General features: G+C 65.1%; 14 protein-coding genes and 1 tRNA gene. 8 read left to right on the top strand and 7 right to left on the bottom strand.

Annotation, left to right across the window (positions count from 1 at the left end):
• Positions 1-43: 43 nt before the first annotated feature.
• Complete coding sequence (locus KHN93_RS07545; RefSeq protein WP_039528185.1) at positions 44-1,561, bottom strand: fumarate hydratase; 1,518 nt, start codon at positions 1,559-1,561, stop codon at positions 44-46.
• A 255-nt stretch (positions 1,562-1,816) separates the two neighbouring features.
• Between KHN93_RS07545 and KHN93_RS07540 the strand changes: the two genes are divergently transcribed.
• A complete protein-coding gene (locus KHN93_RS07540; RefSeq protein WP_046342193.1) occupies positions 1,817-3,697 on the top strand; it encodes an ABC transporter ATP-binding protein in 1,881 nt (626 codons plus the stop codon).
• Positions 3,698-3,914: 217 nt separating this feature from the next.
• The gene (locus KHN93_RS07535) at positions 3,915-4,694 is read left to right on the top strand and encodes a ferredoxin--NADP reductase (RefSeq protein ID WP_024938919.1); all 780 of its coding nucleotides are present in this window, start codon (positions 3,915-3,917) and stop codon (positions 4,692-4,694) included.
• Between the two features lie 131 nt (positions 4,695-4,825).
• Here the strand turns inward: KHN93_RS07535 and KHN93_RS07530 are convergent, their stop codons facing one another.
• The gene (locus KHN93_RS07530) at positions 4,826-5,314 is read right to left on the bottom strand and encodes a glutathione peroxidase (protein WP_047128467.1); all 489 of its coding nucleotides are present in this window, start codon (positions 5,312-5,314) and stop codon (positions 4,826-4,828) included.
• Between the two features lie 430 nt (positions 5,315-5,744).
• Here KHN93_RS07530 and KHN93_RS07525 point away from each other — a divergent pair, with 430 nt between their 5' ends.
• The gene (locus tag KHN93_RS07525; RefSeq protein WP_172837930.1) at positions 5,745-7,943 is read left to right on the top strand and encodes a M3 family metallopeptidase; all 2,199 of its coding nucleotides are present in this window, start codon (positions 5,745-5,747) and stop codon (positions 7,941-7,943) included.
• 97 nt (positions 7,944-8,040) lie between these two features.
• Here the strand turns inward: KHN93_RS07525 and KHN93_RS07520 are convergent, their stop codons facing one another.
• From KHN93_RS07520 to KHN93_RS07510, 3 genes are all read right to left on the bottom strand, one after another.
• Positions 8,041-8,541: a MarR family winged helix-turn-helix transcriptional regulator gene (locus KHN93_RS07520; RefSeq protein WP_039520389.1), complete on the bottom strand. Its 501-nt coding sequence runs from the start codon at positions 8,539-8,541 to the stop codon at positions 8,041-8,043.
• A 66-nt stretch (positions 8,542-8,607) separates the two neighbouring features.
• The gene (locus KHN93_RS07515) at positions 8,608-9,453 is read right to left on the bottom strand and encodes a DUF3298 and DUF4163 domain-containing protein (RefSeq protein WP_104559082.1); all 846 of its coding nucleotides are present in this window, start codon (positions 9,451-9,453) and stop codon (positions 8,608-8,610) included.
• A 48-nt stretch (positions 9,454-9,501) separates the two neighbouring features.
• A complete protein-coding gene (locus tag KHN93_RS07510) occupies positions 9,502-9,786 on the bottom strand; it encodes a GNAT family N-acetyltransferase (RefSeq protein ID WP_104559691.1) in 285 nt (94 codons plus the stop codon).
• A 216-nt stretch (positions 9,787-10,002) separates the two neighbouring features.
• On the opposite strand from KHN93_RS07510, the gene KHN93_RS07505 reads away from it, so the two are divergent.
• Entirely contained in the window at positions 10,003-10,203 is a 201-nt protein-coding gene (locus KHN93_RS07505) for a hypothetical protein (protein ID WP_039528201.1), read from the top strand.
• A gap of 140 nt (positions 10,204-10,343) precedes the next feature.
• Here the strand turns inward: KHN93_RS07505 and KHN93_RS07500 are convergent, their stop codons facing one another.
• Together KHN93_RS07500 and KHN93_RS07495 are read right to left on the bottom strand one after the other, a co-directional pair.
• Positions 10,344-10,952 (bottom strand): rhomboid family intramembrane serine protease, encoded by a 609-nt coding sequence (locus KHN93_RS07500; RefSeq protein WP_104559081.1) that lies wholly within the window; start codon positions 10,950-10,952, stop codon positions 10,344-10,346.
• Positions 10,953-10,959: 7 nt separating this feature from the next.
• Positions 10,960-12,525, bottom strand: a complete 1,566-nt coding sequence (locus KHN93_RS07495) for a POT-type proton-dependent oligopeptide transporter (RefSeq protein WP_212579350.1) — start codon at positions 12,523-12,525, stop codon at positions 10,960-10,962.
• Between the two features lie 291 nt (positions 12,526-12,816).
• On the opposite strand from KHN93_RS07495, the gene KHN93_RS07490 reads away from it, so the two are divergent.
• The 4 genes from KHN93_RS07490 (at position 12,817) to KHN93_RS07475 (ending at position 18,252) form a co-directional block, all read left to right on the top strand.
• On the top strand, positions 12,817-14,586 hold the full coding sequence (locus KHN93_RS07490) for a M14 family metallopeptidase (protein WP_212579349.1): 1,770 nt from the start codon (positions 12,817-12,819) through the stop codon (positions 14,584-14,586).
• Between the two features lie 123 nt (positions 14,587-14,709).
• Positions 14,710-16,947, top strand: coding sequence for a beta-glucosidase family protein (locus KHN93_RS07485; RefSeq protein WP_212579348.1), 2,238 nt, complete (start codon positions 14,710-14,712; stop codon positions 16,945-16,947).
• A 142-nt stretch (positions 16,948-17,089) separates the two neighbouring features.
• Positions 17,090-17,176 (top strand) — tRNA-Leu (locus KHN93_RS07480).
• A gap of 44 nt (positions 17,177-17,220) precedes the next feature.
• Positions 17,221-18,252 (top strand): DUF2884 family protein, encoded by a 1,032-nt coding sequence (locus KHN93_RS07475; protein ID WP_244812217.1) that lies wholly within the window; start codon positions 17,221-17,223, stop codon positions 18,250-18,252.
• Positions 18,253-18,262 lie beyond the last annotated feature (10 nt).

The raw sequence follows: 18,262 nt of genomic DNA, 5'->3' as shown, positions 1-18,262 counted from the left end.
AAAACGGCGACGCAGTGCAAGTGCGTCGCCGTTCCAGGGTTACTTATTCCACCACGACCGGAATCTTGCCGATGCGCGATTGCCATTGCCGCGGGCCGGTCTTGTGCACCGATTCACCGGTGGAATCCACCGCCACGGTCACCGGCATGTCCTTGACCTCGAATTCGTAGATCGCCTCCATGCCCAGGTCTTCGAATGCGAGCACGCGTGCGGCCTTGATCGCCTTGGACACCAGGTACGCCGAGCCGCCGACCGCCATCAGGTACACGGCCTTGTTGTCGCGGATCGCCTCGATCGCCGCATCGCCACGCTCGGACTTGCCGACCATGCCCAGCAGGCCGGTCTGCTCCAGCATCTGGCGGGTGAACTTGTCCATGCGTGTGGCGGTGGTCGGGCCGGCCGGGCCGACCACTTCATCGCGCACCGGGTCGACCGGGCCGACGTAGTAGATGAAGCGGTTGGTGAAGTCGACCGGCAAGGTTTCGCCCTTGTTGAGCATGTCGATCATGCGCTTGTGCGCAGCGTCGCGGCCGGTCAGCAGCTTGCCGTTGAGCAGCACCACCTCGCCCGGCTTGAAGCTGGCCACTTCCTCACGCGTGATGGTGTCCAGGTTGACCCGGCGCGCGTTGGTCGGGTTGTAGGTGAGCTTGGGCCAGTCTTCCAGCGACGGCGGGTCCAGCATCACCGGGCCGCTGCCGTCCAGGGTGAAGTGCGCATGGCGGGTGGCCGCGCAGTTGGGAATCAGCGCCACCGGCAGGTTGGCGGCGTGGGTCGGGTAATCCTTGACCTTGATGTCCAGCACCGTGGTCAGGCCGCCCAGGCCCTGCGCGCCGATGCCGAGCGCGTTGACCTTTTCATAGAGTTCCAGCCGCAGCTCTTCGGCGCGATTGGACGCACCGCGCGCCTGCAGGTCGACGATGTCGATCGGCTCCATTAGCGCTTCCTTGGCCAGCAGCATGGCCTTTTCGGCAGTGCCGCCGATGCCGATGCCGAGCATGCCCGGCGGGCACCAGCCGGCGCCCATGGTCGGCACGGTCTTGAGCACCCAGTCGACGATGGAGTCGGACGGGTTGAGCATGGCGAACTTGCTCTTGGCCTCCGAACCGCCGCCCTTGGCCGCGACGATCACTTCGACATGGTGGCCGGGCACGATCTTGGTGTTGACCACCGCCGGCGTGTTGTCGCGGGTGTTGGTGCGCTTGCCGGCCGGATCGGCCAGCACGCTGGCGCGCAGCTTGTTGTCGGGGTGGTTGTAGGCGCGGCGCACGCCTTCGTTGACCATGTCTTCCACGCCCATCGTGGCGTCGTCCCAGCGCACCTGCATGCCGATCTCCAGGAACACGGTGACGATGCCGGTGTCCTGGCAGATCGGGCGATGGCCTTCGGCGCACATGCGCGAGTTGATCAGGATCTGCGCGATGGCGTCCTTGGCCGCCGGCGACTCTTCGCGCTCGTAGGCAGCGGACAGGTTCCTGATGTAGTCGACCGGGTGGTAGTAGCTGATGTACTGCAACGCGTCGGCGACGGACTGGATGAGGTCTTCCTGCTTGATCGAGGTCACGGCTGGCTCTACGGCTGGCGGGGGCAATCCGGCCATTTTAGTCGAAACTCCCGGCGTGTCCGGGCGTTGCGTCAATCGAGGCGATTGATCGGGCCTGCGATCGCACGCGGGGGCTGCCCCCGCGGTATTGGCGCGCTACAGGCAAGCGACCACGTTGCTTGCACGCGTGCAGTCGGCAGCGGCGCGCCAATGCCGCCGTGGGCGCGGCGCACCTCCAACACCCCGCGCCGACGCGTGACGCTGCACACTAAGCCGATGTCAGCCTCCCGTTCCGGCGCCCCTGCGCCTGCCGCTCCCCGTACCGGCCCCACCCTGCGCGAGCGCCTGGATGCGCTGCGCAACCTCCCGCCGTTCCTGCGCCAGATCTGGCAGACCAGCCGCTGGCTGAGCGCCAGCAGCATCGGCCTGCGCGTGCTGCGCGCGTTGATGCCGGTGGCCTCGTTGTATATCGGCAAACTGATCATCGACGAGGCCATCCACCTGGTCGGTCAACCGCCGGCCTTCGACTCGCTGGCGCAGGCGCTGGGCAGCGGCCGGCTGAACCGGCTGCTGGAACTGCTGGCGCTGGAACTGGCCCTGGCGATCGGCTCGGACCTGCTCGGCCGGCTGGTCGGCTACGCCGATGCCTTGTTGTCGGAGCTGTTCAACAACGCCGCCAGCGTGCGCCTGATGGAGCACGCCGCGCAGCTGGATCTGGAGGATTTCGAAGACCCCGACCGGCAGGACAAGCTGGATCGTGCGCGGCGCCAGACCATGAACCGCATGAACCTGATGAGCCAGCTGTTCGGCCAGGTGCAGGACGCCATCACCGTGGTCAGCCTGGCGGTGGGCCTGGTGGTGTATGCGCCGTGGTTGATCCTGCTGCTGGCGATCGCACTGATCCCGGCCTTCATCGGCGAGGCGCATTTCAATGCGCTGGGCTATTCGCTCAACTTCCAGTGGACGCCGGAGCGGCGCCAGCTCGACTACCTGCGCCAGGTCGGTGCGAGCGTCGAGACCGCCAAGGAAGTCAAGATCCTCAACCTGCACCGCTTCCTGATCGCGCGCTATCGCCGGCTGGCCGACAAGTTCTTCCAGGCCAACCGCGCGCTGGCGCGCAAGCGTGCGTTGTGGGGCGCATTGCTGGCTGCGCTTGGCACCCTGGGCTACTACATGGCCTATGGCTACATCGCCTGGCGCACCGTGCGCGGCGATTTCAGCATCGGCGATCTGACCTTCCTGGCCGGCAGTTTTCTGCGCCTGCGCCAGTTGCTCGAAGGTCTGCTGATCGGGTTCTCGCAGGTCGCCGGCCAGGCCTTGTATCTGGACGATCTGTATTCGTTCTTCAACATCGTGCCGGAGATCCGCTCGCGCCCGAACGCGCTGCCGGTGCCGCGACCGATCCGCCAGGGCTTCGTGTTCGAGGACGTGGGCTTCCGCTACCCGGATGCCGAACAGTGGACGGTGCGGCATCTGGATTTCGAACTGCGTGCTGGCGAAGTGCTGGCGCTGGTCGGCGAAAACGGCGCCGGCAAGACCACCCTGGTCAAGCTGCTGGCGCGGCTGTACGACCCGGACGAAGGCCGCATCCTGCTCGATGGCCGCGACCTGCGCGACTACGACCTGGACGATGTGCGCGCCAACCTGGGCGTGATCTTTCAGGACTTCGTGCGCTATCACCTGAGCGTGGGCGAGAACATCGGTGTCGGCCAGGTCGATGCGATGGACGATGCGCCACGCATCCGCGCCGCTGCGCAGCGTGCGATGGCCGGCGAGCTGATCGACAGCCTGCCCGATGGCTACGACCAACTGGTCGGGCGCCGCTTCAAGAACAGCGTGGACCTGTCCGGCGGGCAATGGCAGAAGATCGCCATCGCGCGCGCCTACATGCGCGATGCGCAGCTGATGATCCTGGACGAACCCACCGCCGCCCTGGACGCGCGCAGCGAGTTCGAGGTGTTCCAGCGCTTCAAGGAACTGTCCGACAACCGCACCGCGGTGCTGATCTCGCACCGCTTCTCCAGCGTGCGCATGGCCGACCGCATCCTGGTGCTGGCCGCGGGCCGCATCGAAGCCAACGGCACCCATGCCGAGCTGATGGCCCAGGGCGGGCGCTATGCGGAGCTGTTCGAGTTGCAGGCGGCGGGGTATCGGTGAGGCCGGGATTGGGGAGTCGGGATTCGGGAATCGTTAAAGGCGGCGTTCCCGGCGTCTGATCGGTGCTGAGCGTCTTGCCCCGGGGGCCTCCGGGATCCTTATGCAGCTGAACCGATTCCCTATTCCCTATTCCCCATTCCCAGCCAAATGAGAGCCTCTCTCATTTGGCCGGCTTGAGGTAGAATTGCCAGGTACTCTTCCCACGACACTTACCGGTATGTCTTCCGCTTTCGGCGCCGAAACGGTGCTTGAGGTCCGTCACTGGACCGATGCCTACTTCAGCTTCACCACCACCCGCGATGCCGGTTTCCGCTTCGAGAACGGGCAGTTCGTGATGATCGGTCTGGAGACCGAGACGCGTCCGCTGCTGCGTGCGTACTCGATCGCCAGCGCCAATTGGGAAGAACATCTGGAGTTCTTCAGCATCAAGGTGCCGGACGGCCCGCTGACCTCGCGGCTGCAGCACATCCAGCCGGGCGACAAGGTGCTGGTCGGCAAGAAACCCACCGGGACGCTGCTGATCAGCGACCTGCACCCGGGCCGCAACCTGTATCTGCTGGGCACCGGTACCGGTCTGGCGCCGTGGTTGTCGGTGATCAAGGACCCGGAAACCTACGAGCGTTTCGACAAGGTGATCCTGACCCAGGGCGTGCGTTTCGTGCAGGATCTGGCCTATCGCGACTACTTCGAGCGCGAGCTGCCGCAGCACGAATTCCTCGGCGACATCCTGCGCGAGAAGTTGCTGTACTACCCGGCGGTCACGCGTGAGGCGTTCGCCAACCAGGGCCGCCTGACCGAGCTGATGGCCGATGGCCGCATGCAGCAGACGCTCGGGTTGCCGCCGCTGGATCCGGCCAACGACCGCTTCATGATCTGCGGCAGCCCGCAGATGCTGGCCGACCTGCGCAGCCTGCTGGATGCGCGTGGCTTCCAGACCTCGCCACGCATCGGCACGCCGGGGCATTACGTGTTCGAGCGCGCCTTCGTCGAGAAGTGATGCGGCGCGCGTGAGACGTCAGCGCGATGCGGCGTTTACGCAGACCGCGACGCCGGCATGCACTGTCGTAGGAGCGCACCTGGGCGCGATGAAGCGTTGCCGGTAATGCCTCATCGCGCCCAGGTGCGCTCCTACGATTCAACTAACGCGCGCTCGATATCTGCTGCCAGCGCTTCCGGCTTGGTGGTCGGGGCGTAACGCTCCAGCACCGTGCCATCGCGGCCGATCAGGAACTTGGTGAAGTTCCACTTGATCGCTTCCGATCCCAGCACGCCGCGCTGTTCGCGCTTGAGCCATTGCCACAGCGGATGTGCGCCGCTGCCATTGACCTCGACCTTCTCGGCCAGCGGAAAATCCACCGCGTAATCGAGCGAGCAGAACTGGCGGATCTGTGCGGCATCGCCCGGCTCCTGATGACCGAACTGATCGCAGGGAAACCCGATCACCACCAGACCACGCTCGCGATAGCGCTGCCACAGCGCCTGCAGGCCTGCGTACTGCGGAGTAAAGCCGCATTTTGAAGCGACATTGACTACCAGCACCACCTTGCCGGCGTAATCGCGCATCGAGCGGGGCCGGCCTTCCAGGTCGGTGAATTCGAACGTGGAGATATCGCTCATGGCTGCCCTGAAGTGTGCGAGGTGGGCAGCGTAACCCAGCAGCCCGCGGTGTCGCATCGCGGTTGCCGAGCGCGTCAGCCGGGAGGGGCGGTTTTCAACGAATCCGTCGCCGCAGCCAGTTGGCCCTTCCCGCTGGTCCCGGCCGCTGCCACGGCGCGCTACCGGCCAGCATCCGTCAGGCGGACTGATCGAGACCTCGCTGCCCGCCGAGCAGCCGGAATGCAGCCGAGTGGAACACGCCGCAGCGCATGCCGGCAGCGCCGGTCCGGCGGCTGCGCGCCCGTGGTGTCATCGGTCATGTGCCCACAAGACCAACACTGCTCGTGCCCGCCTGGTGGCATCGCAATGACCTTGCAGCCATGCCTTTTGTCACACGCCTGTCCGGCCCGGCTGGGGTAGCCTCGGCGGTTCGCACTTTGGAGCCACCCTCTTGACCACCCGTCTCGCCTTTGCCCTGGCCGCTTCCCTGGGACTTGCCATGCCGTCCTACAGCATCGCCGCACCCGCCACCACGCAGGCCGCCACCCAAGCCAACCCCTTCTTTGCCGACAGCACGCTGCCGCTGCACTACCCGCAGTTCGACAAGATCAAGGACAGCGACTTCGCACCCGCCTTCGACGCCGGCATGACCGAGCAGTTGAAGGAAGTGGAAAAGATCGCCAACCAGAAGGCCAAGCCGAGCTTCGACAACACCCTCATCGCGCTGGAAAAAAGCGGCGCCACGCTGGATCGCGCCACCACGGTGTTCTTCAACCTGGTCGGTGCCGACACCAACGATGCGCGCAAGAAACTGCAGGCCGACTATTCGGCGAAGTTCGCCGCGCACCGCGATGCGATCTCGCTCAATGGCAAGCTGTTCGCGCGTATCCAGACGCTGTACGACCAGCGCAGCAAGCTGGGCCTGGACGCCCAGGGCGTGCGCCTGGTCGAGAAGTACTACAGCGATTTCGTACGCGACGGCGCCAAGCTCTCCGATGCCGACAAGACCACGCTCAAGGCGATGAATGCCGAGCTGGCCAACCTGGGCACCACCTTTAGCCAGAATGTGCTGGCCGAAGTGAATGCCGCCGCCGTTGTCGTTGATGACGTCAAGCAGCTCGATGGCCTGTCCGAAGAGCAGATCGCCGCTGCCGCCGAAGCCGCCAAGGCGCGCAAGCTCGACGGCAAGTACGTGATCGCGCTGCTCAACACCACCGGCCAGCCGCCGCTGACGCAGCTGAAGAATCGCGAACTGCGCAAGAAGATCTACGACGCCTCGGTGTCGCGTGGCAGCCACGGCGGCCAGTACGACAACACCGCGCTGGTGGCGCGCATCATGAAGCTGCGCGCCGACAAGGCCAAGCTGCTCGGCTTCCCGACCTACGCTGCCTATTCGCTGGAAAACCAGACCGCCAAGACACCGGAAGCGGTCAATGCGATGCTGGGCAAGCTGGCACCGGCGGCAGTGGCCAATGCCAAGCGCGAAGCGGCCGATCTGCAGGCGATGATCGACAAGGAACAGAAGGCCGCGCGCAAGCCGACCTTCAAGCTCGAAGCATGGGATTGGGCCTACTACAGCGAGAAGGTGCGCCAGGCCAAGTACAACTTCGACGAGTCGCAGCTCAAGCCGTATTTCGAGCTGAAGAACGTGCTGGAAAACGGCGTGTTCTATGCGGCCAATCAGGAATACGGCCTGACCTTCAAGCAGCGCACCGATCTGCCGACCTACCGCGACGACATCACCGTCTATGACGTGTTCGACGCCGACGGCAAGCAGCTGGCGATCTTCATCGCCGACATGTATGCACGCGAATCCAAGCGCGGCGGTGCCTGGATGAACTCCTACGTGTCGCAGTCGGCGCTGACCGGTTTCAAGCCGGTGGTCGCCAACCACCTCAACATCCCCAAGCCGCCGGCCGGCCAGCCGACGCTGCTGACCTGGGATGAAGTGACCACCATGTTCCATGAGTTCGGCCATGCGCTGCACGGCATGTTCTCGGACGTCAAATACCCGTATTTCTCCGGCACCAGCGTGCCGCGCGACTTCGTCGAGTTCCCCTCGCAGGTCAACGAGATGTGGGCCGACGAGCCGTCGATCCTGAAGAACTACGCCAAGCATTACCAGAACGGCACGCCGATGCCGCAGGCGCTGCTGGACAAGGTGATTGCCGCGTCCAAGTTCAACCAGGGCTTTGCCACCACCGAGTATCTGGGTGCGGCCATGCTCGATCAGAACTGGCACCAGATCAGCGCCAGCCAGGTGCCCGACGCCGCTGGCGTGATGGCGTTCGAAGCCAAGGCCCTGCAGCAGGACGGCATCGCCTACGCGCCGGTGCCGCCGCGCTACAAGACCCCGTACTTCAGCCACATCATGGGCGGTTACGCGGCCGGCTATTACGCCTACATCTGGTCGGAAGTGCTCGACGCCAACACCCAGCAATGGTTCAAGCAGCACGGCGGGCTGAGCCGCGCCAACGGCGATCGCTTCCGTCAGACCCTGCTCTCGCGCGGCGGCAGCGTCGATGCGATGGAACTGTTCCAGAACTTTGCCGGCCATGCGCCGCAGATCGAGCCCCTGCTCGAGAAGCGCGGCCTGAGTGCGCAAGGTGGCGATGGCGCCACGCCGGAAGCGCCGCAGTCCAAGCCGTAATCGCACTGCGTTGAAACCAAGACGCCGCCCGGAGCGATCCGGGCGGCGTTTTTGATGGTCGCGATGAAACGTGCTGCGGGAGCCGCAGACGCCGCGCTCAGAGCTCGACCGAATCCACGCCGTCGAGCAATTTCCTCAACAGCTTTTCCAGCCGCACCTGCTCGGCATCGCTGATGCTGGAGGTCTCTGCATTGAGCAGCGTGCAGGCGTCGGGAAGCAGGCTGTTGATCAACGCCAGGCCTGCCGGCTGCAAGGTCAGCATGATCTTGCGCCGATCGTCCGGGCTGCTGCCACGCGCGATCAAGCCCTTCTCGCACAATTGGTCGGTAAGCCGGGTGATGTTGGCCGGCTTTTCGCTGGCGGCCTCGGCTACCTCGGTAGGCGTGATCGCCTGCTCCGGGGTGCCGTAGAGCATCATCAGAATCTCGTATTCCGGCGGGCTGATACCGTATGGCTTCAAGCGCACACAACCCTGCGTATGCAGTCGCTTGTAGAGATGCTTGATCAGCCGCACCAGGACGGCTGGTTCACGCGGAAACGCCGGATAGCGCACACAGGTGTGGTCCACGCGACTTGCGGTTGGATCGAAACTACTCATATCACCCGTTTGATTACATTACTGAATGGCCAAGCCATTCAATCACATCATCTGCGGGGTGACACCTCAGCGTGCGAAGAGATGTACATATTCCGGCGCGACCGATGCCAACAATGTCGAGGCAGCGACCTCGGCCGTTTGCGTGCCATCCGAATACGGGCCCACCTGATACGGCGGAAACACGAACCGAAGCGCGGTGATCTGCCCGGCCGGATTGAGTACCGGCACGAACTGGGCAAAGTTGTCGACCTGCGCGGCAGTGCCTTCGGCAATCATGCGATCGGCCGAGGCCACCTGCTCGGCCTGTTCTGCGACCGGCACGCGATCGGCTTCCACGCGCTGGGTGGCGGCGTTGTGCAATTGCACGGCCACCTCGCGCCCGATCTTTTCCCAGCCTGCCGGGTCCGGAATCAAGGCCTGCGCGGTCAATTGCCTGCGCTCCTTGACCAGCCAGACGAAGCGCGCCACCAACGGCTCGCCATGCGCACCACCGGTATAGCGGCTGCCGTCCGCAGACACGACGATCAGGTCCGGGGTCTGCAATACGGTCTCGAACGCCAGCGACAACTCGTAAGGTGCGGCAGGCCTGTCGTTGCCAAGCCCGGACACCGCCTCCATGAGTTCGGCGCGTGCTGCCTGCGCATAGCTGCGGATCAGTGCGCTCAGCTCGGGAAATGCGTCCAGCCCACGCGGATAGCTGATACCCACCATGTAGGCGGGCGCCTGCTCGATCACATCCTCCAGCGGGCCGCTTTGCACCAGCACGGGCTCGGCCGGCGGTGCCGCGGCGGCAGTTGCGTCAGCTGCCGGCTGTGCCGATTCGGCCGTTGTCGGCTCGCGCTGCGTACATCCTGCCAACACGGCCAGCATCAGCAAGCCCCGGACTGCGTTCACTCCTGACAACCGCCCCATTCCCACCTGCTCCCCATCGATACATCTGCAAAGACACGCTGCCGGCGATCAGGCCAGCAGATCCTGAAACTGGTGGTGCCGCCGGATATACGCCTCGGCGTAACTGCAGGCAGGCACGACCTTGTAGCCCTGCTGGCGCGCATGCGCCAAGGCAGCCTCGACCAGCACTGCGGCAATGCCGCCTCCACCGATCGCGTCGGGCACATGCGTATGCGTGATGGTCATGCGCTCACCTTCCAGACGGTATGCCAGTTCGGCACGTTGTCCATCGGTGTCTACGCTGAAGAGCTGCTGCGTGGAATCGTGGTCTGCCTGCACTGTCGCTGCCTCCATGGTGGTCTGCACGAGGCAGTGACGATGGCGAGCAGTGTGACCAGCGCGGCGCCGCGCCTGCGTGAAAATGAATCGATGCTGTGACCGCCCGCGCAGCCTGCCGGACCGGCACTTAAGTTCGCTCGCGCCGCGCCGATAGCTGAGCCGAAGGCGCCCGTTGCACCCGGGCCGGTGCGACCCGCCGACGCCTTCGCCTTACCTACGAGGAGTCACCGCATGCACAACGATTCGGCAGGACACAGCGCAGACAGCGATAGCTCGCTGCTGGAAGGCCTGTTCCAGTTCGCCATCAAGGGCGACACCCACAACCCCGACTTCGCGCAGCTCAACGACACGGTGTACCAGCGCCTGCAGCAGGCCTACGGGTCGGTGCCCACGAGCAGCGTCGCTGGCGACCAGAACCGCGACGCGGCCTGAGCCGGCATCGCGTCACTCGCCAGGACCGCTCGCGCACTCGCGAGGGTCCTGGTACGGTCGCCCAATGCGACCCGCTCATCCCGACACCTTCGACCTAACCGCGCGTGTCACCGGCGGCCAGCGGTCGGTTTGCCAACCGATCAGCCGAAACGCGGATTGGACAGTTGCTCCAGGAATACCTGCAGCACGCGCGGCTCCATGATCAGCATGAACATCACGCCGAACGCGGCACCGGCCAGGTGCGCGCTGTGGTTGATGCGATCGCCGCCGCGGCGGTCCATCCACAGGCTGTAGCCGACATAGAACACCGCGTAGATGATCGCCGGCGCCGGAATGAACAGCACCAGGATGATGGTCCATGGCTGCAGCAGGATGAAGGCGAACAACACCGCCGACACTGCGCCGGAGGCGCCCAGGCTGAGATAGTTCGGGTTCTTCTGGTTCTTCAGATAGCTGGGCAGGATCGAGACCACCAGCGCCGCCAGATAGAACAGCGGGTAGGTCAGCACGCTGCCGGTCAGCTTGGTCATCACGTTTTCGATCACCCGGCCGAAGAAGAACAGCGTGATCATGTTGAAGACCAGGTGGCCCAGGTCGGCATGGATGAAGCCGTAGGTGACCAGGCGGTCGTACTGCTTGTGCTTGTCCAGCGCCGGCGGCCACAGGATCAGGCGGTCGGCCAGCTTGCGGTTGTTGAACGCCATCCACGAGACGATGCCGGTGATGGCGATCAGGATCAGGGTAATCATGCGGACCTCAGGCAGAACGGTAATTGTCGACCATGCGATACCCGCGCGCGTACAGGCCGAAGGCCAGTGCCGCCAGGAACGCGAAGGCCGCGAAGAAGAACATCAGAAATGCCGCTTCGCTGAGCCCAGTATCGGCGATGTGGGAGGTCACCGTGGCGTTGCGCACCGCCACGTTCGACAGCAGCACCCATAGATTGCCCACCGTGGTGGTCAGATACCAGAAGCTCATCACCACGCCCTTCATCGACGGCGGTGCCTGGCTGTAGGCGAACTCGATGCCGGTGGCCGACACCAGCACCTCGCCGAAGGTCAGCAACGCATAGGGCAGGATCTGCCAGGCGATATGCATCGGCTCGCCGCCGTCCATGCTGATCTGGATGGCGCCGACCGCGATCCAGGCCAGGCCGCCGAAGGCGATGCCGCAGGTCATGCGACGCAGCGCTGTCGGCTCCCAACCGCCACGCCGCAGCAGCGGATACAGCACCAGATTGTTGAACGGGATCAGCAGCATCACCAGCAGCGGATTGAGCGCCTGCATCTGCGATGCGGTGAACCAGGCCGGCATCGTCATCTCGCGCCCCTGCAGGACCCAGGTCGAGGCTTTCTGGTCAAACAGCGAGAAGAATGGCGTGACCAGCGCGAAGATCACCAACACCCGCAGCAGCGCGCGCACGCCTTTGACCGCAGTATCGGGATGGATGCCGCGCGCACGCTCCAGCTGCCACCAGGTGCCGCCGCCGATGCCGGCCAGCAACAGCACCAGCGCCATGCACAGGCAGATGACGATGCCGAGCTGGTCGACCAGCGCGAAGCAGGCCAGCGCCAGCAGCACCGACACCACTGCCAGCATCAGTCCCGGACGGCCCTGCCCCGGCGCCTGTGTCAGCAATGCGGTGCGCACCACCGCACCGAAGCCGTGCGGGTCCTTCGGCGGCAGCGGCACCCGCACATAGCGCCCGCGGCCTAGCCAGAACACCAGCGTGGCCACGAACATCAGGATGCCGGGAATGCCGAACGCCCACGCCGGGCCCAGATTCTTCAGCGCCAGCGGGATCAACAACGAGGCGAACAACGAGCCGAAGTTGATGATCCAGTAGAAGCCGTCGAACACCACCTTGGCCAGGTGCTTGTTGGACTGGTCGAACTGGTCGCCCATGAATGAGGCCACCAGCGGCTTGATGCCGCCCGCACCCAGCGCAATCAGGCCCAGCCCGAGGAAGAAGCCGCTGCGGCTGCCTTCGAACAGCGCCAGGCACGCATGCCCGGCGCAATACACCAGGCTGAACCACAGAATGGTGTTGTATTTGCCGAAGAAGCGATCGGCCAGCCAACCGCCGAGCAGCGGGAAGAAAAACACCCCGATCATGAAGCTGTGCAGGATGTGCTTGGCCTCGGCCTCGCGGCCGGGTCCGCTGACCTCCTGCAACAGCAGCGAGGTGATCAGGAACTGCACCAGGATGTTGCGCATCCCGTAGAAGCTGAAACGCTCGCAGGCTTCGTTGCCGATGATGAAGGGTATCTGGCGCGGCAGCCGCGCACCGGCAGTGGGGCTCGGCAAGGTGGAAGTGGTCAAGGGCAGTCCGGTCGCGCAGAAAACACGCGCTATCGTACCGGCGGCCGCCGGTTGGCCGCCATCGCGACCATGGGATAAGGCCTTAAATACGCGCTGCATGCATCGACATCGCCACGCTCGTTGCCGCCGTTGCGGTGCACCTGACACGTCGTCCGGCCCAGGCGTGCCGAAAAATGCTGTCGGTACGCCGCAACCACGCCGATCACACGCAAGTCATGACGCAGTGCAGATTGGCCTGCTGCGCCGGCTCGGCTACATTGCAAACGTTTTCCTGGAACACTGGACCGCTGGATGCCCCGCTTCACCCGCCTGGCCCTAAGCCTGTTGCTGCTGACCACCGCCCCTGCCGCACTGGCCGCCGAACCGCTGACTACCCAGGCCGAGCGCAGCGGGTTTGCGCAGACCGGACGCTACGATGAAGTCATCGCGCTCTGCGATGCCTTTGCGCAGCGCTACCCGCAGGCGGTGCGCTGCATCGAGTTCGGTACCACTCCGGAAGGCCGGCCGATGAAGGCGCTGATCGTCTCCACCAGTGGCGCACTGGATGCCGACAGCGCTGCGCAGCGCAAGTTGCCGGTGGTGCTGGTGCAAGGCGGCATCCATGCCGGCGAGATCGACGGCAAGGACGCGGGCTTTCTGGCCCTGCGCGAATTGCTGGACGGCAAAACCGGCAAAGGCGTGCTCGACAAACTGGTCTGGGTGTTCGTGCCGGTGTTCAACGTCGACGGCCATGAGCGCTTCGGCGCCTGGAACCGGCCCAATCAACGCGGCCCCGAGCAGATGGGCTGGCGCACCACCGCGCAGAACCTCAATCTCAATCGCGACTACCTCAAGGCCGACGCGCCGGAAATGCAGGCGATGCTGCGGCTGGTGCAGCAGTGGGATCCGCTGATGTACGTGGACCTGCACGTCACCGATGGTGCCAAGTTCGAGCACGACGTATCAGTGCAGGTGGAGCCCGTGCACGCCGGCGATGCCACGCTGCAACGCGACGGCACGCGCTGGCGCGATGCGGTGATTGCCGACCTGTCCAGACAGGGCTCGCTGCCGCTGCCGTATTACCCCTCATTCGTGCACGAGGACGACCCTACATCGGGTTTTGCCGACGACGTGTCGCCGCCGCGGTTTTCGCATGGCTATTTCCTGCTGCGCAACCGCTTCGGCATGCTGGTGGAAACGCATTCGTGGAAGACCTACCCGGTGCGCGTACGCGTCACCCGCAACGCCATCGTGTCGGTGCTGCAGCAAGCCGCGCGCAACGGCGCCAGCTGGCGCGCCGATGCGCTGGCGGCCGATCAGCGCGCCACCAGGCTGGCTGGCGAGATGGAGCCGTTGAGCTTCGCTGCCGGCCCGGCCGCACGCACCGTTGCCTTCCGTGGCTACGCCTACACGCGTACGCCCTCGCCGATTTCCGGCGCGTTGATGACGCGCTACGACGAGACCAGGCCACAACTCTGGAAGGTGCCGTTACGCGATCAGATCAAGCCGGACGTGGTGGTCGATGCACCACGCGGCGGCTACCTGGTGCCGGCCGCGCAAGCGGCGCTGGTGGCGGAGAAACTGCGCCTGCACGGCATCGCCTTCGACACCATCGCCACCACTGCCGCCCATCCGGTGCAGAGCTTCCGTGCCGACAAGGCAACGTTTGCCGCGCGTTCCAACGAAGGCCACCAGAACCTGGAGATCACCGGGCAATGGCGCGATGAAACCCGCACCGTGCCGGCCGGCTCCTTGTTCGTGCCGATCGCCCAGGCCAGGTCGCGCCTGGTGATGGCGATGCTGGAACCGCAGGCGCCGGATTCGCTGCTGCAATGGGGCCTGTTCAACACCGCATTCGAGCGCAAGGAATACATGGAGGATTACGTCGCCGAAGAGGTCGCGCGCGACCTGCTTGAGCGCGACCCGGCAGTGAAGGCGCAATTCGAACAGCGCCTGGCCAGCGATGCGGCCTTCGCGGCCGACCCGAAGGCACGCCTGGAATTCTTCGCCCGCCTGCATTCCTCCTGGGACGAGCGCTACCGCCTGTATCCGGTGTTGCGCACGGCACAGACCCAGTTCTGAGGCGGCGCCCGCTTCCGGCAAGCATCTAAATCGGCGCGTACGCGCGCCTTTCGAACCCGGGCACCGCGGTGCCCTCCCCTGATTGCAACCGCACCACAAGGACCACCTGTGCCACATCTCGATATGAAACCGTTTACACACTCCAGGCCACGCCGTCTCGCGCTGGCCATCGCCCTTGGCGTCAGCACCGCGTTTGCCGCCCCGCTCGGCGCACAGACCGTCGCCGCAGCGCAGCCGTGGATGGACATCGCGCTGACCGCGGACCAGCGCGCCGACCGTCTGCTCGCGCAGATGAGCGAGGACGAAAAATTCCAGATGCTGCGCAGCTACTTCGGCCTGGGCACCGACAAGATTCCCAAGCCCGAGGGCGCGCTGGGCTCGGCCGGCTATGTCCCCGGCGTCCCACGGCTGGGCATCCCGGCGCAGCAACTGGCCGATGCCGGCGTGGGCGTGACCAATCCCGGCGGCATCCGCAAGGGCGACTTCGCCACCGCGATGCCGTCCGGCCCGTCGGCTGCGTCGAGCTGGAATCCGCAGTTGGCCTATGCCGGCGGCAAGACCATGGGCCGCGAATCCTGGCAGCAGGGCTTCAATGTGCTGCTGGCCGGCAGCGTCAACCTGCAGCGCGACCCGCGCAACGGACGCAATTTCGAATATGCCGGCGAAGACCCGCTGCTGGCCGGCACCATGGTCGGCGAGTCGATCCGCGGCGTGCAGAGCGAGCATGTGCTGTCGACGATGAAGCACTACGCGCTCAACGACATGGAGACGCGACGCAATTTCCACAGCGCCGAGATCGGCGAGCAGGCGATGCACGAATCGGACCTGCTGGCGTTCGAGATCGCCTTGAAGATCGGCGACCCGGCCTCGGTGATGTGCTCCTACAACAAGATCAACGGCATCTACGGCTGCGAGCACGATTACCTGCTCAACCAGGTGCTCAAGCAGGAATGGAAATACCCCGGCTACGTGATGTCCGACTGGGGCGGCGTGCACAGCGGCTCCAAGGCGGCCCTGGCCGGACTCGATCAGCAATCGGCTGGCGAAGTGTTCGACGCGGCGGTGTTCTTCGACGCACCGTTGCGCATGGCGGTGTCGGCCGGCGTGGTGCCGCGCGCGCGCTTTGACGACATGGTCAAGCGCGTGCTGCGCAGCCTGTTCGCGCATGGCGCGTTCGACCATCCCACCCAGCGCCAGCCGATCGACGGCAAGGCCGGGCAGCTGTCCGCGCAGCATGTTGCCGAGGAAGGCAGCGTGCTGCTGCGTAACGAGCAGGCCACCTTGCCGCTGTCCAGGGACGTGCGCCGCATCGCGGTGATCGGTGGGTATGCCGACAAGGGCGTGATGTCCGGCGGCGGTTCCTCGCGTGTGGACTACACCATCAACGGTGGCAACGCCGTACCCGGCCTCAACCCGACCACCTGGCCCGGCCCGGTGATCATCCATCCGTCCTCGCCGCTGCAGGCACTGCGCGCCGCGTTGCCGAACGTGCAGATCGATTATGTCGACGGCAAGGACCGCGCTGCCGCGGCACGCGCGGCCAAGGCCGCCGATGTGGCGATCGTGTTCGCCACCCAATGGTCGGCCGAATCGGTGGACCTGCCGGACATGCAATTGCCCGACAACCAGGACGCCTTGATCGAGGCGGTGGCCAAGGCCAACCCCAAGACCACCGTGGTGCTGGAAACCAATGGCCCGGTGCGCATGCCCTGGGCCGAGCGCGTGCCGGCGGTATTGCAGGCGTGGTATCCGGGCATCGGCGGCGGTGAGGCGATCGCCAACCTGCTGACCGGTGCGGTGAATCCTTCCGGCCATCTGCCGGTGACCTGGCCGGTGGACGAATCGCAGCTGCCGCGTCCCTCGATCCCGGGCCTGGGCTTCAAGCCGGCTAAGCCGGGCGAAGACAGCATCGACTACGCCATCGAAGGCGCCAATGTCGGCTACAAGTGGTTCGCCGCGCGCAAGCTGACCCCGCGTTATGCGTTCGGCCATGGCCTGTCGTACACGCAGTTCCGCATGGGCGGGCTGCGCGTGGAAGCCAACGGCAGCCAGCTCACGGCGAACTTCGAGGTGGAAAACATCGGCCAGCGCGAAGGCGCCGCCGTGCCGCAGCTCTACGTCACCCTGCCCGACGGCCATGCCACCCCGCTGCGCCTGATCGGCTGGCAGAAGCTCACGCTCAAGCCGGGCGAAAAGCGCACCGTGCAGGTGATCGCCGAACCCAAGACGCTGGCCGACTTCGATGCCAAGGCGCGTCACTGGACGATTGCCGCCGGCACCTATCGCGTGCAGCTGGCGCGTTCGGCAAGCGAACCGGTGCAGAGTGCAGAGGTCAGCTTGCAGGCGGCGCAGCTGCCGTAATCCGGTGTGGTGGCGGGCATGCAGTGCGCATGTCCGCCACGCCGTCTTCTCCTTTCGCCAGCAGACACCGGCCACCACGAAAAATTTGTGCCGGATGCGTTGACAGCGTCGCGCGCAACTTGCACAATTCGCCTCCTGAGTCGCCCAGGTGGCGGAATTGGTAGACGCACTAGCTTCAGGTGCTAGCGGGGGCAACTTCGTGGAGGTTCGAGTCCTCTCCTGGGCACCACGACTCATGGTAGATCGTAAAAAACCCCGCTCAGGCGGGGTTTTTTGCGTCTGGGCGATGCGATTACACGATGGTGTGCGGCATCGGTGATGTCTGCAGATCGGCAGCGTCGCAAGGGTGCGGCGCCAATGACTTTCGACACGCGACCACCTGTTGCCGCAGTGGCGACCATGCGCAACGCCTCCACGACGGCAGCACGCCCCATGCGCATCCTCCTCTGGCTTGCCCTGCTGCCGGCCGTTGCCAGTCCGCATGCACGGGCACAGCAGACCGACAAACACGATGCCCCGCGCCATCGCGCGCAGGTGTCTTCGCAGCAATGCGGTCTGGGCACACCGTTCAATGTGCTCGCCGACAGCGGCGGCATCTGGCTTTACCGCGACAGCGATTGGCCACGCGAAATTTTCTTCCACGGCGGCGAACTGAGCATCGACCACAAGCTGCAGCAGACCAGCACGGCCGATGCACGACGCCTCTGGGAGATGGAACAACGCACCCGCGCATTGATGCCGCAAGTTGCCGGCATTGCACATCAGGTGATCGACCTCAGTTACGACGCGCTCGGTGGTGTCATCGAGGTCATGACAGGCAGTGCGCTCAACGCCCGCAAGATCGAACGGCTGCGCAAACGCGCACGCGCGTATGTCGACGGCACCCTGGGCAAGGGGCGTTGGGAGCAGAAGGCCTTCGGCGGCAACTTCGCAAACTACGTCGAACACGAAGCCGAGCAATTCAAGGGCAGCATCGCGCGCCACATGCTCTGGCAGATCGTCACCGGGCGTTCGGACGGAATCGACAAACGCGCCCAACAGATGGAAGGCCAACTGGATGCAAGGCTGGACGCCCAGGCGTCCACCATCGAGGCCAACGCCAACGCGCTGTGCACCCAGGTGCAAGCACTACGTCAGTTAGAAGACGCGCTCGAGTTCCGCTACCAGGGCAAGCCGCTGCAACTGCTCGCGCCCCTACAGGACGACACGCCGCGCCATGACACCGAGCATGACGAACCGAAGCCCGACACCGGCGACGCACCACCGAACCGCGCAGTCGGGCTGCAACCAGCAGCAAACAGCTGAGACCTCACGC

This window comes from Xanthomonas arboricola pv. juglandis (assembly GCF_905367715.1).
Classification (GTDB): domain Bacteria; phylum Pseudomonadota; class Gammaproteobacteria; order Xanthomonadales; family Xanthomonadaceae; genus Xanthomonas; species Xanthomonas arboricola.
Note: the sequence above shows the minus strand (reverse complement) of the source record. Positions and strands in the feature narration are given on the sequence as shown.

What these genes read in the sequence shown, in the direction of transcription:
- KHN93_RS07540 (WP_046342193.1), top strand. Translation starts at nt 1,817, where the DNA reads ATGTCAGCCTCCCGTTCCGGCGCCCCTGCGCCTGCCGCTCCCCGTACC.
- KHN93_RS07500 (WP_104559081.1), bottom strand. Translation starts at nt 10,952, where the DNA reads ATGATTACCCTGATCCTGATCGCCATCACCGGCATCGTCTCGTGGATG.
- KHN93_RS07505 (WP_039528201.1), top strand. Translation starts at nt 10,003, where the DNA reads ATGCACAACGATTCGGCAGGACACAGCGCAGACAGCGATAGCTCGCTG.
- KHN93_RS07490 (WP_212579349.1), top strand. Translation starts at nt 12,817, where the DNA reads ATGCCCCGCTTCACCCGCCTGGCCCTAAGCCTGTTGCTGCTGACCACC.
- KHN93_RS07515 (WP_104559082.1), bottom strand. Translation starts at nt 9,453, where the DNA reads ATGGGGCGGTTGTCAGGAGTGAACGCAGTCCGGGGCTTGCTGATGCTG.
- KHN93_RS07485 (WP_212579348.1), top strand. Translation starts at nt 14,710, where the DNA reads ATGAAACCGTTTACACACTCCAGGCCACGCCGTCTCGCGCTGGCCATC.
- KHN93_RS07520 (WP_039520389.1), bottom strand. Translation starts at nt 8,541, where the DNA reads ATGAGTAGTTTCGATCCAACCGCAAGTCGCGTGGACCACACCTGTGTG.
- KHN93_RS07535 (WP_024938919.1), top strand. Translation starts at nt 3,915, where the DNA reads ATGTCTTCCGCTTTCGGCGCCGAAACGGTGCTTGAGGTCCGTCACTGG.
- KHN93_RS07510 (WP_104559691.1), bottom strand. Translation starts at nt 9,786, where the DNA reads ATGGAGGCAGCGACAGTGCAGGCAGACCACGATTCCACGCAGCAGCTC.
- KHN93_RS07530 (WP_047128467.1), bottom strand. Translation starts at nt 5,314, where the DNA reads ATGAGCGATATCTCCACGTTCGAATTCACCGACCTGGAAGGCCGGCCC.